Below are 14,330 nucleotides of genomic sequence, written 5' to 3'. Positions count from 1 at the left end.
CCCCTGCAGGTGCGGCACCGCCGCACTCCGGCACTCGGCCGGCTCAGCTGTCGCCCGCGCGGAGCACCTCGCTCAGCCGTCGCCGGCGGCGCAGCGCCGATTCGACGGGCACCACGACGGCGACCGCCGCCAGGAACACGACCGCCACCAGGCCGAGCGCCCACCACGGCACCGCCGGGGCCGGATCGGCGCCGGTGAGCAGGCGCAGGGCGAGCGAGCCGAACGTCAGGCGGGCGAGCAGCACCCCGAGCAGCGGACCGCCCACGGCGGCGACCACCACCGGCGGCAGCAGTTCTCCCGCGGCGACCCAGCGGGCCTCCCGGGGCCGCAGCCCGAGGGTACGCAGCCGGGTCAGGGTCTGCCAGCGCTCCGGCGCGCCGGCCGCCGTGCCGAGAGCGAGTCCCAGCAGGCCCAGGACCGGCAGGGTCACCGCCGAGACCCACGCCAACCGCAGCAGTCCCGAGGCCAGCGGCCCGTCCGCGGTCCCGTGGCCGACAGTGGCGGCGAAGGTGAGCGCGTACGAGGCCAAGGCAGTGGAGGTCACGAGCACCAGCAGCGGCAGCACCCGGGCCGAGGTCACCGCCGCCCTCGCGGCCCCGAACACCGCCAGCGGCCGGCTCGACCGCAGAAGCCGCCTGAGCACGAGGCGCATCGCGAGGGGCAATGCCCGCACCGGCATGAGCGCGCCCGCGAGCGCGCAGAGGGCGGGCGCGCTCGCGGGCAGCACCCCGCCGCCGATCCCACGCTGGTACAGAGCGACGACGGCGCCGGCCGCGACCGCCAGCACCCCTAGCTCAAGAGCTGCCCGCCGCAGTCGTACGGTGTCACTCACCCACCGCCGCGCACTCCGGTTGGCCGGGACGCGGCGATCCCGGGTGGCGCGGGCGGCGGTGAGCGTGCCGAACATCGGCCCCGCGGCGACGGCGGTGACCACCACGGGGAGCGTCCACTCCCAGGAGACCCCCGGCGCGACGGCCCGGGCCAGGCCGAGCCCGGCCGCCGCGGCCAGCAGCGCCAGCACGGCGGATTCGAGCAGCAGCTCGCCACCGATCACCGGCAGCGACATCCCCCTCTGCCGGGCGGCTGCCAGGGCGGGAGCGCGGCGGCGTACCAGCAGGTCGGCGGCGAGCAGCAGGACCAGGACCGCGACGGCGAGCAGGGTGACGAGCAGGACGGACGCCTGCGCGAACGCGGCCTCGACCTGGGAGCTCACCTTCCGCAGCACTCCGTCGAGCCGGGTCTCCCACTTCAGCGAGCCGTCCCGGGCGCCGGAGGAGCCGGAGGACGCCTTGAGCGCGACCACCTTCGCGGCGACCGGCGGGACCACGTCCCAGGCGAGCCGGGCCGGGTCGGGCGTGAACCAGACGGTACGCCGCAACTCGTCCGGCCCGAAGGCGAGCCGCGCGTCGGGCAGCGATTCGCGTGACAGCAGCCCGGCGAGCCGGGTGGATCCGGTGCCGTCCGCGCCGGCGACGGGACTCAGCAGCGAGGGAAGGAGCCGCCAGGCGGGATCGGAACTGTCCCGAGGCCGGAAGACGCCGCTGACCTGGACCTTCTTGACGTTCCCCTGGTCGTCGGCCAGCGGGATCCGGGCGCCGGGACGGAGCTGGAGAGCGGCGGCGTCCGCCTCCGACAGGCCCACCTGCACCGGCCACGGCGGCGCGCCGTAGGGAACCGCCGCCGTCTCGGAGGCGGTGGGCCGGGGCGGGCCGCCCGCGATCCAGGTCACCTCGGGCCCGCCGTCGCGGGCCACGTAGGCGAGCTGGAACGTCCGCAGCACGCTGCCATCGGTGATCTTGAGGGTGGGGCTGGTGACGGTGGCGACGGGTGGACGCAGGACGGCGCGCAGGCCGGGGCCGAGCTCGTCCGTCGCCCTGGTACGGAAGTCGTCGACGTCCTCGGCGAGGCGGGGGTGCCGGACCCGGCTGCCGCCCGGCCCGTCGTCGCCTTCCATCCGGGAGTGGACCTGGAGGTCGCCGCCGTCCCTGCGTACCGCGTCCCGTACGGCTGCGTCGGCGGTCGCCGACAGGAGCGGCGGTACGGCGCCAGCGAGCAACGTGACGACCGCCACCACGGCCGCGGCCAGGAGCAACGGCCCGGCGTCGGCGCGGGCGCGGCCGGCGACGCTGGGCCAGTGCGGTGCCGGGATCCTCACGACGCCACCCGCAGATACGCGGCGTCGGCGAGCCGGGCCTGGACGACGACCACCGCGCCCACCGCCAGCGCGCACCCGGCCAGCAGCCCGGTGAGCAGGGCGGCCTCGGCGGCCCACGGCCAGACGGGCAGGACCTCGGGAACGGGAGCGGCGCCGGTGTCGGAGCGGACGAGCAGCGGCGCGACGACGCGGGTGGCCAGCGCGCCGACGACGGCGCCCACCGCGAGCAGCGGCACCAGGATGCCGATGTGCTGGCCGAGCAGCACGGCGCGGATCTCGCGCCGGGTCATCCCGAGACCCCGCAGGCGCGCGAGCTCGACCGCGCGGGCCCGCAGGTCGAACGTCACGTGCAGGACGATCCCGGCGATCATCAGCAGCACCGCGGCCGGTACGAGCAGCCGGAGCACGGCCGGCAGCCCGGCCCGCAGCGGGCCGCCGGTGAGCCGGGCGGTCTCGGACGCGCGCGTGGTGACGTCGCCGAGGCGGAGATCGGCCGCATCGCCTCTGGCGGGACGGCCGACCCACCACGCGTCCACGGGCACGTCGAAGTCGCCGCTGACGGCGAGGGCACGGGACAGGGCGTCGAAGTCGGCCAGGATGGCCGCGGCGCCCGGAGCGGACGGCACGGCCGGCAGCACCCCGGCCACGCTGACCTGTACGGGGGTGAGGCCGACGGTGAGGTCGAGCCGGGAGCCGCGCCGGGCGCCCACCTCGTCGGCGAAGCGGGCGGAGACGGCCACGGGCACCGGTCCCGGGGCCGGGAAAGCGGTGGCGACCAGGTTCCTGGCGGCGTCCGGCGGGCCCTTCAGCGCGACGGTCGTGGTCATCCTCAGCTCGGCGCCCGCGGGGGTGCTGGTCAGGGCGACGGCCGGAGCGCCGAGCTGCCCGGGGGCCGGCCCGGCTGAGGTGGCGGTCCAGGGCGATGCCCCGGAGCCTGTTCCCGCCACGGTGAGCGTCACGGCGACGCGGCTGTCCCCCGCGGGGGCTTCCGCCAGGGCATCGGAGTAGCCGGTGCCCACGTTCCCCGTCGCGATCACGAACGGAAGGGACACCGCGACCAGCTGGAGCCCTTCGGCCGTCGCGCAGTCCGGCAGCGGATGTGCCACGCCGTCGAGCGGAACGGGCGCGCCGGTGCAAGGAGTACGCAGCCCGGTCGCATCCTGCAGCAGCAGCCGGGGCGTCACGGCGAGCGGCGTCGGACCGGTCGCCTTCCCGGACAGGGAGAGCGCTGCCCCGGCCGGGACGGGGACACCGGCGGCGCGTGCCGGCGGCGCGAGCAGGGCGCCCACGTCGTTCCAGGTGCGACCGCCGTCCAGCCGCCCGCGCAGCAGCGCCTCGGCACGCGTGGTGTCCATGGCGATCAGCCGCGGCGGGTCACCGGCGCCGCCGAGCCACTGGCCGACCGCGACGCCGCGATCGGTGGCCGGGCTCACCTCTCCCCCGCCGGCCGCGCCGACGACCCTGCCCTGCCCGGCGACGGGCGGCGCGGTGAGGGTGAGCGCGAGATCGGTGCCGACGGACAGATCGGCCTGATCCTGCTGGGAGCGCTGCCACGTGGCGTCGAACCCGATCCCGTACGTGGCCGCCGCGCAGCCCAGCCCGATCAGCAGCCCCGCCGCGACCGCCTGTGGCCTGCGGGCGGCTTCGAACGCGGCCAGCGCGACCATCAGCCCCCGAGCTCGTCCGGCCAGCCGTTCCACCACGCGCAACGCGGGCCACACCAGGCGCAGCGCCACCGCGGATCCGGCGATGAGCAGCAGCGCGGGAGCGAGCACCCGTACGGCGTCGACGGGGGAGCCGGAGCCGGCCGGCTGATCGCGCAACTGCCACCAGCCGACGGCGGCGAACGCCACGAGCAGCAGGTCCGCGCCGGATCGGGCGAGCAGCTCACGCCGCCCGCGCACACCTGCGGAGGGCGTCCGCAGCGCGGGCACGACGAGCACCACCGCCAGCGCCAGCGCGCCGCCGGCGACGGACAGCACCTGTACGGCGTTCACGGAGAAGGGCGCGGCGAGCCCGGCCCCGGCCATGGGCGGCAGCCGGGTCAGCCCGGCGTGCAGGGCGGACGAGGCCGGGATCGCGACCGCGGCGGCGAGCACGGCGAGCGCGCCGGCCTCGACGAGCGCGGCGCCGGCGAGTTGACCGCGGCCGACGCCCAGCGCGGACAGCAGGGCGGTCTCGTCGCCGCGCACGCCGGCGCTGAGCCGACCGGCGAGGGCGAGGGCGGTCGCGGTCAGGACGAGTCCGATGGCGGCGACGGCGAGCACGGCGGCCGTGGTGACACGCTGTTGATCGTGGGCGGACAGCAGGGTCGCGGGCAACCGGGAGGCGACGCGCTGGATGCGTACCCGGTCGCCGAGCGTCTGTCCCAGGCGGCGGTCGGCGCCGAGCACGGCCTGAGTGACGGTGTCGAGGTCGCGGACGGCGGGGGCGGACAGGTCGGGGCGGGCGCTGATCTCCAGCCGGTCGAGGGTGGAGCCGCCGCCGAGCAGGTCGGCGAGGTCGACGAGGAACGGCCCGTACGCGTGGACCGGCTGTGCGGAGCGGCCGTCGTGGTAGGCCGGGTCGTAGCCGGTGGCGGCGAGGGGGTCCCGCTCCCAGCCGGCGCCCGGCAGCGGGCGTACGACCCCGACCACGCGCACCTCGGTCCCCTGGTCGGGATCGTCGGCCAGCTCTCTGCCGAGGCGGACCCGGCTGCCCGCGGTCAGGCCGAGCTGCCGCGCGGTGCTCTCCAGGACGACCGCCTCCGCCGGCGCGGCACCCGCTTGCGGCAGGCGTCCGGCGGCCAGCTGGGTGCGGGCCGGCAGGTCCTCCACCCCCGACAGGTACGCCACAGCCGGGACACCGGCACTGGGCAGCGACCGCATCGCGGACGACGCGCGCGCGGCCGTCGTCGTCGCGAACGGGGCGAGGGCCGAGGTCAGCACGGCGCGGGTGTCGTCGGCGACGGCTCTCGCGTGCTCGCCGCGGATGGTGACGGCGTAGGCGGTGACGTCGATCTGGTCGGAGGTGGCACGAGAGGCGGCGGTCTCCAGCGCCCGCTCGGCGGTACGGGTGAGCAGGAGGGCGCAGGTGCCCAGCAGCGTGGGGCCGACCACGGCGACGGCCAGGAGGGCCGCCAGCAACGGCCATTGCGCACGGGCTCGCCGGGCGACCAGCCTCAGCACGGACGGCTCTCACTGATCACGACTCGCCCCGGCTCGCGGAGCGCTCGTCGAGATGCCCGTCATTGATGCGGATCACCCGATCCGCCAGCGCGAGCATCGTCGGATCATGCGTGGAGACCAACGCCGTCACCCCCTCGGACTCCACCACCCCGCGCAGCAGCGCCATCACCGACAGACCGGTCTCGGCGTCCAGCTGCCCGGTCGGCTCGTCCGCGATCAGCAATCGGGGCGAGGCGGCCAGCGCCCGGGCGATCGCCACCCGCTGCTGCTGCCCGCCGGACAGCTCGGCGGGCAACTGCTCGGCGTGGGCGGCCAGCCCGACCAGTTCCAGCAGCAGCGCGACCCGCCGCTCACGCTCCACCGGCGGTACGCGGGCCAGCCGCAGCGGGGCGCCCACGTTCTCCGCGGCCGACAACACGGGAATCAGGCCGAAGGTCTGGAAGACGTACGAGACCTTCTCGCGCCGCAGCAGGGACAGGCCGTCCTCGTCGAGGGCGGTGACGTCCGTCCCGTCGACGAGGACCGTACCGGAGTCCGGGCGGTCCAGGCCGCCGATGATGTTGAGCAGCGTGGTCTTGCCGGAGCCGGACCGCCCGACGAGGGCGGTCATGGTGCCGGCCGCGAGCTCGAACGTCACGTCCCGCAACGCGTGCACGGCGGTCGCCCCGCTGCCGTACCGGCGGTGAACGCCACGCACGCTCACCAGGGGGCCGTCGTTCATCCGGGCCCGCCGCCGTCGGGACGGATCGCGACGTGATCGGCCTCCAGCACCAGCCGGACCCGTCGCGTCAGCGCCAGCGCCTCCCGGTAGTCGCGCGGCACCTGAACCCGCCCGGCCCTGTCCATCACCGCGTACTCCTCGGCGATCACCTGCTGGGCGCCGTCGTCCCCGGTGGCGGTACGCCGCAACACCTCGCTGCTCGTGCGCCCGTCGCGAATCGCCACCGTCCGCTCCACCTGCCCGCTGACCGAGGGATCGTGGGTCACGATGACGACGGTGACGCCCAGCCGCCGGTTGACGTCCCGCAACAGCCCGAACACCGCGGCCGACGTGGCGCTGTCCAGCTCCCCGGTCGGCTCGTCGGCCAGCAGCACCCTGGGCTCGTTGGCGAGGGCCACCGCGATGGCCACCCGCATCTGCTGCCCGCCGGACAACTGCGCGGGCCGCCGCTCGGCGCACTCGGCGACGCCGAGCAGGTCCAGCAACTCGGCGGCGCGCCTGCGGCGTACCCGGCCGGGAGTGCGGGCCGCTGTCATCGGCAGGTCGACCATCTGCCGCGCGGTCAGGTACGGGATGAGGTTGGCGGCCGTCTGCTGGCGTACGAGTCCCACGGTGTGCCGCCGATACCGGACACGATCGGCCCGCGACATGTCCAGCAGGTTCCACCGATCGACCCGCACCCGCCCGGCGGTGGGAGCGTCGACCCCGGCCAGGATGGACAACAGCGTCGACTTCCCCGACCCGGACGCGCCGACGACGGCCACCATCTCCCCGCTGTCCACGACCAGGTCCAGCCCCTGCAGTGCCTGCACCTCGACCGACCCGGACTGGTAGATCCGCACCAGGCTCTCGCACACGATCAGCGCGTCCCGCCCGAACTCCGGCGCCTTCGCAGGGGGCTGCGGCAGGGGTAAGGGCGTGATGGACATCCCCCTCCTCAACCCCGGCACGGCTCCGCTCCGGGGCCGACTCTATCGCCCTCGCAAATCAAGCCCAAGGTTCTTTCCTGACGTACGCGAACACATCACGACAACTACTTTGGGTGACCGCCGGATGACGATCAAGCGCAGAGGTGATCAAGAAGGTGCCAGGAAGGCCCAGATTCGGACAGCCGTGGCAGGAGATTCGGCCCCCGTGATCCCGTGTGCACCGTTAGGCGTTTCCGCAGCTCAGGACCGCTACCACCCCCTCTCGTCGCGGATTGATCACTGTGCGTGATTAAAATGCGAGGAATGTGACCGATTCATGCCCATTTCTCGTGATTTCGGCCGCTTATTGGGGGTTTCCTGATGGTTTGACTATCTAGACGTCCTCGGAATACTGGGTGATCGAACGGCGCCGATTCGCTCTTTCCCCCTAGCTCAGGACTGTCATGCCGCCAGATTTTGCCAGCGTCGCGATAGTGGCAGGCGTCGTCGCCGTCGCCCTCGCAGGCGTGCTGATCTACCGCCACCGCGTACGCCGTGAGCTTGTCCGGACCCATGCGCAGCTGACCGAAACCCGGGACGCGTACGAACACCTGTCCCGCGAGAGCGCTCAGCGGGAGCAGCGGATGCGGCAGGCCGAACATCAGATCAGAGAGGCCGAACATCGCGTCAGAGAGGCCGAACGCCAGGCCAGAGAGGCCGCCGAGGAGGCTCGTGAGCTGCGCGCCCAGCAGGACCTGGCGCGCACCGAGACCGAGCACCTGCTGTCCACCCGCATCCCGGCACTGGTCTCCCACCTGCGTGCCTCGCACGTGACCGTTCCGGGGCTGCAGAACCCGCCGCTGGCCGGCACCGACGTCGACCGCCAGCACCACGCCGTGCTCGACGCGCTCTCCAACGCCGTGCGCGAAGAGGCGGTCCGCATCGACGAGGCGGCCCAGGCGGTCGTCCGGGGCGCGATGGCTCGCGTGCAGACCCAGGCGCTGCGCGCCCAGGACCTGCTGGCCGCCGTGCAGCGGCGCTACAGCGGCGACGAGCACACCCAGCTGCTGCGCGAGGTGCTGGGGCTCGACATGTTCAACGAGCTCATCGTGCGCCGCGCCCAGGCCACCGGCATCGCCTGCGGTGCCACGACGGGCCTGTCCCGCGACGACACCTACCTCGTGGACCTCGTGGTGGGAGCCATCGCGCGCGTCGAGAACTTCGATCAGCGCATCGAAGGTCCTGCCAACCACCTGCGCCGCCGCGTCGGCGTGGCCGCCAGGGCCGCCGAGCCGGTCCTGTTCGTCACCTCCGAGCTGCTGGCCAACGCCGTCCATCACTCCCACGGCACGCTCAAGGTGACCATCGCCGTTCACGAGACCAACACGGGCGCGGCCATCGTCATCGACGACGCCGGGGTGGGGCTGAACGAGGAGCAGTACGCGCGGGCCGGCCGGCTGCTGAGTGGCCGGCACGCCGTGCGGCTGGTCGACCTGGGCAACCCGCCCCACACCGGATGGGCGGCCATCGGACGGCAGGTCGCCCACTACGGCATGCAGGTGACGGTGAAGAAGAGCGCCTACGGCGGTGTCCAGGCCGTGGTGAGCGTACCCGCGGGCCTGCTGGTGGAGATGCCCGAGAGCACCCGTCCCTCCGTGCTCGCGCCCGAGCCGGTCAGGCCCGTCCTGGCGGCGGCGCCGTACCAGCGCCGCATGCCGGAGCCCGAGGCCGCACCGCAACCGGCGCACGCCTCGGCCGCCGCCACGCGGGCCGTGCGAGAAGCGGCTGTCGTACGGGAGCCGACTGTCGTGCGGGAGCCGGCCGCGGCGATGCCCGCGCGGGCGACCGCGCTGACCGACATGCTGACCGACGCCCCGGCCGACCCGGACACCGGCTCTGCCGGGACCGAAGGTCTTCCCGGGTTGCCGCAGCGCCGCCGCCAGTCGCCGCGGCGCGCTCCGTCCAGCGCCCCCACCGGCCCTCTCACCACCCCGGAGGAAGCCCAGAAGCGGTGGGGTGACTTCCAGACGGGCGCCGAAGCGGGCCGCCGCGAAGCAATGCCGTCTCACCAGGACGACGCCACCGAAGGGAACTGACCGCTCCATGGACCACACCCCCGCCGCCACCCCCCGCCCGAGCCGCCGGCCGCTGACGCTCGACGTGTCCTGGGTTCTGTCGCCGCTTCTGGCGCTGCCTGGTGTCGCCAGCGGCGTGGTGCTGAGCCGCGACGGGCTCATCCTCGGCGGTTCCGCCGACGTGAGCGTCGAGGCGGGAGAGCGAACGGCCGCGATGACGAGCTCGGTGCTGGGAGCGGCCCGCGCCCTGTGCGAGGGGCTCAGCAACGGCGCCGACGGCGAGGTGGTGGACATCGTCATCTCCGCGGGCAACGGCTACTACTACATCGCCCCGGCGGGAGACCGCGCCGCCATCGTCGTGGCCGCCACCGGAGCCGTCAACGTCGGATCTCTCGCCTACGAGGTGCAGCTCCAGGTGCAGAAGCTCATCAAGGCGCTCAACGACGCCAGCGCGGCCAGGACACCGGAAATCCCCGCATGACCTCCGGACGACAGCGCCGGCGTGTCGTCCCCGACTTCATGGCCGCCGCCAAGCTGGCCGTGCCCGAACAGATCAACGTCGAGCGGACGACCCTCGTCTCCGTCGCTCCCGAGGTGGTTCCCGACGCCCTGGACCCTCCGGGCGTCCACCTGGTGAACCTCCTGAAGGAGGGTCCGCTGTCCGTCTACGAGTGCGCGGCGCACCTGGGCCTGCCGTACTGCGTGGTGCGGCTGCTGGTAGCAGGACTGGCGGCCTCCGGCACGCTGCTCACCCGGGATCCGCCCCGCGCGGACGGTCCTGACCTAGAAATCTTGGAGTTGGTACTGAGTGGCCTCCGCGCTCTCTGAAAGCCGGATCAGCGTCGACCACATCCCGGTCAAGCTGATCATCGCCGGGCCGTTCGGCGTGGGCAAGACAACCATGGTCAGCGCCCTGTCGGAGATCAAGCCCCTCAACACCGAGGAGATCCTGACCCAGGCGGGCACGCTGGTCGACGACCTCACCGGCGTCAACGAGAAGACCACCACCACGACCGCCATCGACTTCGGCCGGCTCACGCTGCCCGGCGTGGTGCTGTACCTGTTCGGGGCCCCTGGACAGACGCGCTTCCAGGTCCTGTGGGAGGAGCTGGCGCGCGGCGCGCTGGGCGTGCTCGTGCTGGCCGACACCCGGCGCATCGACGACAGCTTCGCCGTACTGGATCTGGTGGAGAACGCCGGCATCCGGTACGCGGTGGCGGTCAACCATTTCCCCGACTCGCCCGAATACCCGGCCGAGGCGCTGCGGCAGGCGCTGGACCTGGACCCGCGCACCCCGCTGCTGGTGTGCGACGCCCGCGACCCCGCCTCCGCCCGCGCCTCGCTGATCGCTCTGGTGGAGCACATCAAGGAACTGATGGTGTCTTGACATCCTCCCCCTCGTGAACGAGGGGGATTCCAACCGTCACCGGTCGGTCTTCCTGCTTCACCACCGATCGCCCGCCCGAGAGGAGGACTCCCGTTGAGGTCTTACACCAGCTCCACAGGCGTTTCAGCTCTCCGCCGGCCCGGCGGCGAGCAGCATGTTCTTGGCCGCGTTCACCTCCCGGTCATGCACCGCGCCACACGCACAGATCCACTCGCGGACGCTCAACGGCATCTCTTCCCGCAGGGCCCCGCAGACCGAGCACAGCTTCGAGGAGGGGAACCAGCGGTCCACCACGACCAGGGTGCGGCCGTACCAGGCCGTCTTGTACTCCAGCATGCTGCGCAGCTCCCGCCAGCCGGCATCGGAGATGGCGCGGGCCAGCGCATGGTTCTTGAGCAGGTTGCGGACGGCCAGGTCCTCCACGGCGATCGCTTGATTGTCGCGTACCAGCCGTGTGGTGACCTTGTGCAGATAGTCCCGGCGCCGGTCGGCGACCCGGGCATACACCTTCGCCACGCGCAGCCGGGCCTTGGCCCGGTTCTTCGACCCCTTCTCCTTGCGGGCCAGTGCCCGCTGAGCCTTGGCCAGCCTGCGCCGCTCACGACGCTCGTGACGCGGGTTGGCGATCTGCTCGCCGCACGACAGCGTGAGCAGGGTGGCGAGGCCGAGGTCCACGCCCGTCGACTGCTCGACCGGCGGCAAAGGCGCGATCTTCTCCTCCACCAGCAGGGACACGAACCAGCGTCCGGCCGAGTCCCGGCTGACGGTGACCGTGGACGGCTCAGCCCCCTCGGGCAGCGGCCGCGACCACACGATGTCCAGCGGCGCCCGCATCTTGGCCAGAGTGAGCCGGCCCTCGCGCCAGCGGAACGCCGAACGGGTGTACTCGGCCGACGCCCGCGACCGCTTACGGGACTTGAACGTCGGGTACTTGGCGCGCTTGGCGAAGAAGTTCGCGAACGCCGCCTGCAGATGCCGCAGCGCCTGCTGCAACGGCACCGACGACACCTCACACAAGAACGCCAGCTCCGGCGTCTTCTTCCACGCGGTCAGCGCGGCCGACGACTCCATGTAGGAGACGCCACGGCCTTCCAGCTTGTAGGCGCGGGTCCGCTCCTCCAGAGCCTTGTTGTACACCAGACGCACGCAACCGAACGTCCGGACAAGCTCCTCGGCCTGCCCGGGGGTCGGGTAGAAGCGGTACTTGTAGGCCCGCTTCACCACCTGCGCCACCCCTCGATCATATGTGCGAGATCACACGCGCACCGGCCGATTCCAGAAGACGACGGCGGTGCGCCTGTCGGCGTAACGCCTGCTCCTGCCCTGCTCCGCAGGAGTCCGATTCCTCCTCCGCCTGAAGGCGGGGGTCTCCTCGGAGGTATCTGATGACCCTGCGTTATCTGCCCGACGCGGGCAAACTGTACGGCCCCGAGTGGACCCGGGACCCGCAGTCGGTGTACGCGAGACTGCGCGCGCGCCACGGCCCCGTCGCGCCCGTGGAGATCGCCCCGGGCGTCCAGGCTCACCTGGTGATCGGATATCAGGCCGCCGTGGACGTTCTCACCAACGCCGGCGGCGTCTGGAGCAAGGACTCGCGCCCCTGGCAGGTCAGGTTGCCGGACACCCCCGGGGCCGCGGCCGCGCTCGGCATGCTCGCCCACCGGACCAACGTGCTGTACTCGGACGGCGCCGATCACGCCCGCTACCGCAAGGTGATGACCGACTGCTACAGCATGATCCAGCCGCACAAGCTGCGCGACATGGTGATCGAGGTCTCCGACTCGCTCATCCGCCGCTTCGCCGCGACCGGGTCGGCCGACCTGGCCACCGAATTCGCCAGGCCGATCCCGCTGCGGGTCTTCAACCTGCTCCTGGGGCGCCCGGACGCCGACAGCGCCGCCCTGATCTCGGCCCTGTACGACATGATGGAGGCCGACGGCGAGGCCGGGGCGCGCGGCACCGAGGCCTACTACCGCTACATCACCGAGCTCATCGAGGACAAGTACGCCGACCGCGGCGACGACCTGACCTCGTGGTTCATCGACCATCCAGTCGGGCTGAGCCGGCAGGAGGTGCTGGAGGCGCTCGTGGTCACCCTGGCCGCGGGCTTCGACCCGATGGCCAGCCTCATCTCGAACACGATCTCGCGGATGGTCAGCGACGACCGCTACTACAACTCGTTGTCCAACGGCGCGTTGAGCACGTACGACGCGCTGCTGGAGGCGCTGCGCGCCGAGCCACCCATGGCCAACTACGGCCCGTACTTCACGACGCGAGCGGTGGACTTCCACGGCACCTGGATCCAGCCCGCCGAGCTGGTCCTGGTCTCCTACGCGGCGGCCAATACCGAGCCCACGCACGTCCCGGACGAGTTGCGCTCCGACGGCGGCGCCTATCTGGGCTTCGGCGCGGGCGCACACCGCTGTCCGGCGGCGGACCCGGCGATGCTCATCGCGATGACCGCCATCGAGCGGCTGACCTCCCACCTGAGCGACCTCGAACTGACCGTGCCACGCGAGGAGCTGGAATGGCGGCCGGGGCCCTTCATCCGGTCGCTGGCCCGCCTGCCCGTCCACTTCACCCCCATCCGTCCCGACCAGCCAGGAGAATCCCCTTGGTCAGCGCAGCACCCGTCGTCCTCGACCCCTTCGGATCAGACCTCCCAGGCGAGACCCGCCGACTACGCGACCTCGGCCCCCTGGTCCTCGTAGAGCTTCCCGGAGGCATCCCGGCCTGGGCGGTCAACGGGCACGAGCTGCTCAAGGAGCTCATACTCAACCCGCTGGTCAGCAAGGACAAACGCCACTGGCGGCTGTGGGAGGAGGTCGGCTCCCGGCCCGAGTGGATGTGGATCGCCACGTGGCTCGGCGTGCGGAACATGCTGAGCACGTACGGTGCGGACCACCGGCGGCTGCGCAAGCTCGTCGCGCCGAGCTTCACCGCCCGCCGCAGCAAGGCCCTCCAGCCGACCATCGAGCGCATCATCGGCGAACTGCTCGACGACATGGCGGCCGTGCCGGCCGGTGAGCCGGTCGATCTGCGCGCGGCGTACGCGCATCCGCTGCCGATGCGGGTGATCTGCGAGTTGTTCGGTGTGCCCGACCACATGCGGGTCGAGATGGCGCAGATCATGGAAGCGATCATGGACACCACGGCCACGCCGGAGGCGGCGGCGGCCAACGCCCAGCGGATCGCGACCGTGCTGCCCGCGCTGGTCGCGTACAAGCGCGAACATCCCGGCGACGACCTGACCACGGAGCTCATCGACGCCCGCGACCAGAGTGACCGTCTCACCGACGACGAGCTGCGTGACACGCTGCTGCTGCTCATCGCCGCCGGGCATGAGACCACGGTCAACCTGATCGGCAACGCGGTGCACGCCCTGCTCACCCATCCCGAGCAGCTCCGGCAGGTGCTGGCCGGAGAGATCTCGTGGGAGGCGGTGGTGGAGGAGACCCTGCGCTGGGCGCCCTCCATCGCCAACCTGCCCCTGCGCTTCGCCATCGAGGACATCGAGATCGGCGGCGCCCGGATCGCGGCGGGCGACGCCATTCTCACCACCTATCTGGCGGCGAACCACGATCCCGCTCAGCACGGTCAGGACGCCGGCGGCTTCGACGCCACGCGGCCACCGGACGAGCACCTCGCCTTCGGCATCGGCGTGCACCGCTGCATCGGCGCCCCGCTGGCCAGGCAGGAGGCGCTCACCGCGCTGCCCGCCCTGTTCGACCGCTTCCCCGAGCTGCGCCTGGCCGTGGGCGAGGACGAGCTGAAGCATGTCCCGTCGTTCATCGCCCACGGATGGAGCGAGCTACCGCTCCTGCTCGGGGACGGCCCTCGCAGCTGACTGAACTGGTGTCGCACAGCGTCCGGACCCTGGAGCCGCCCGCGGAAGGGGCGGCTCCAGGGTCCGGACG

At 72.8% G+C, this 14,330-nt stretch carries 10 protein-coding genes and 1 pseudogene; 6 read left to right on the top strand and 5 right to left on the bottom strand.

Annotation, left to right across the window (positions count from 1 at the left end; genetic code table 11):
- Positions 1-43 precede the first annotated feature (43 nt).
- From SMD20_RS40635 to SMD20_RS40620, 4 genes are read right to left on the bottom strand one after another with little or no spacing between them, the layout of a single operon-like run.
- On the bottom strand, positions 44-2,155 hold the full coding sequence (locus SMD20_RS40635) for an FtsX-like permease family protein (protein WP_329591439.1): 2,112 nt from the start codon (positions 2,153-2,155) through the stop codon (positions 44-46).
- Positions 2,152-5,322: an FtsX-like permease family protein gene (locus SMD20_RS40630; protein WP_329591437.1), complete on the bottom strand. Its 3,171-nt coding sequence runs from the start codon at positions 5,320-5,322 to the stop codon at positions 2,152-2,154. Before SMD20_RS40630 ends, SMD20_RS40635 begins: the two co-directional genes overlap by 4 nt.
- A 16-nt stretch (positions 5,323-5,338) precedes the next feature.
- Complete coding sequence (locus SMD20_RS40625; protein WP_329591435.1) at positions 5,339-6,043, bottom strand: ABC transporter ATP-binding protein; 705 nt, start codon at positions 6,041-6,043, stop codon at positions 5,339-5,341.
- Entirely contained in the window at positions 6,040-6,972 is a 933-nt protein-coding gene (locus SMD20_RS40620) for an ABC transporter ATP-binding protein (protein ID WP_329591433.1), read from the bottom strand. The genes SMD20_RS40625 and SMD20_RS40620 overlap by 4 nt, the downstream gene beginning before the upstream one ends.
- Before the next feature lie 473 nt (positions 6,973-7,445).
- On the opposite strand from SMD20_RS40620, the gene SMD20_RS40615 reads away from it, so the two are divergent.
- From SMD20_RS40615 to SMD20_RS40600, 4 genes are read left to right on the top strand one after another with little or no spacing between them, the layout of a single operon-like run.
- Complete coding sequence (locus SMD20_RS40615; RefSeq protein WP_329591432.1) at positions 7,446-9,047, top strand: ATP-binding protein; 1,602 nt, start codon at positions 7,446-7,448, stop codon at positions 9,045-9,047.
- A gap of 7 nt (positions 9,048-9,054) precedes the next feature.
- Positions 9,055-9,507, top strand: a complete 453-nt coding sequence (locus tag SMD20_RS40610; protein WP_329591430.1) for a roadblock/LC7 domain-containing protein — start codon at positions 9,055-9,057, stop codon at positions 9,505-9,507.
- Positions 9,504-9,854 (top strand): DUF742 domain-containing protein, encoded by a 351-nt coding sequence (locus SMD20_RS40605; protein WP_329591428.1) that lies wholly within the window; start codon positions 9,504-9,506, stop codon positions 9,852-9,854. The genes SMD20_RS40610 and SMD20_RS40605 overlap by 4 nt, the downstream gene beginning before the upstream one ends.
- Entirely contained in the window at positions 9,835-10,413 is a 579-nt protein-coding gene (locus tag SMD20_RS40600) for a GTP-binding protein (protein ID WP_329591427.1), read from the top strand. The genes SMD20_RS40605 and SMD20_RS40600 overlap by 20 nt, the downstream gene beginning before the upstream one ends.
- Here the strand turns inward: SMD20_RS40600 and SMD20_RS40595 are convergent.
- Positions 10,391-11,646, bottom strand: a pseudogene (locus SMD20_RS40595) (RNA-guided endonuclease InsQ/TnpB family protein). The gene SMD20_RS40600 and the pseudogene SMD20_RS40595 overlap by 23 nt on opposite strands.
- A 152-nt stretch (positions 11,647-11,798) precedes the next feature.
- Here SMD20_RS40595 and SMD20_RS40590 point away from each other — a divergent pair.
- Together SMD20_RS40590 and SMD20_RS40585 are read left to right on the top strand one after the other, a co-directional pair.
- The gene (locus tag SMD20_RS40590; protein WP_329591423.1) at positions 11,799-13,124 is read left to right on the top strand and encodes a cytochrome P450; all 1,326 of its coding nucleotides are present in this window, start codon (positions 11,799-11,801) and stop codon (positions 13,122-13,124) included.
- Complete coding sequence (locus SMD20_RS40585) at positions 13,028-14,260, top strand: cytochrome P450 family protein (protein ID WP_329591421.1); 1,233 nt, start codon at positions 13,028-13,030, stop codon at positions 14,258-14,260. Before SMD20_RS40590 ends, SMD20_RS40585 begins: the two co-directional genes overlap by 97 nt.
- Positions 14,261-14,330 lie beyond the last annotated feature (70 nt).

It is taken from the genome of Nonomuraea sp. LP-02 (assembly GCF_036289125.1).
Lineage (GTDB): Bacteria > Actinomycetota > Actinomycetes > Streptosporangiales > Streptosporangiaceae > Nonomuraea > Nonomuraea bangladeshensis.
This window is presented reverse-complemented; position numbering and strand designations above follow the sequence as displayed.

Excerpts from the sequence above, each read along its gene's own strand:
- SMD20_RS40610 (WP_329591430.1), top strand. The coding sequence starts at position 9,055 with ATGGACCACACCCCCGCCGCCACCCCCCGCCCGAGCCGCCGGCCGCTG.
- SMD20_RS40605 (WP_329591428.1), top strand. The coding sequence starts at position 9,504 with ATGACCTCCGGACGACAGCGCCGGCGTGTCGTCCCCGACTTCATGGCC.
- SMD20_RS40625 (WP_329591435.1), bottom strand. The coding sequence starts at position 6,043 with ATGAACGACGGCCCCCTGGTGAGCGTGCGTGGCGTTCACCGCCGGTAC.
- SMD20_RS40620 (WP_329591433.1), bottom strand. The coding sequence starts at position 6,972 with ATGTCCATCACGCCCTTACCCCTGCCGCAGCCCCCTGCGAAGGCGCCG.
- SMD20_RS40590 (WP_329591423.1), top strand. The coding sequence starts at position 11,799 with ATGACCCTGCGTTATCTGCCCGACGCGGGCAAACTGTACGGCCCCGAG.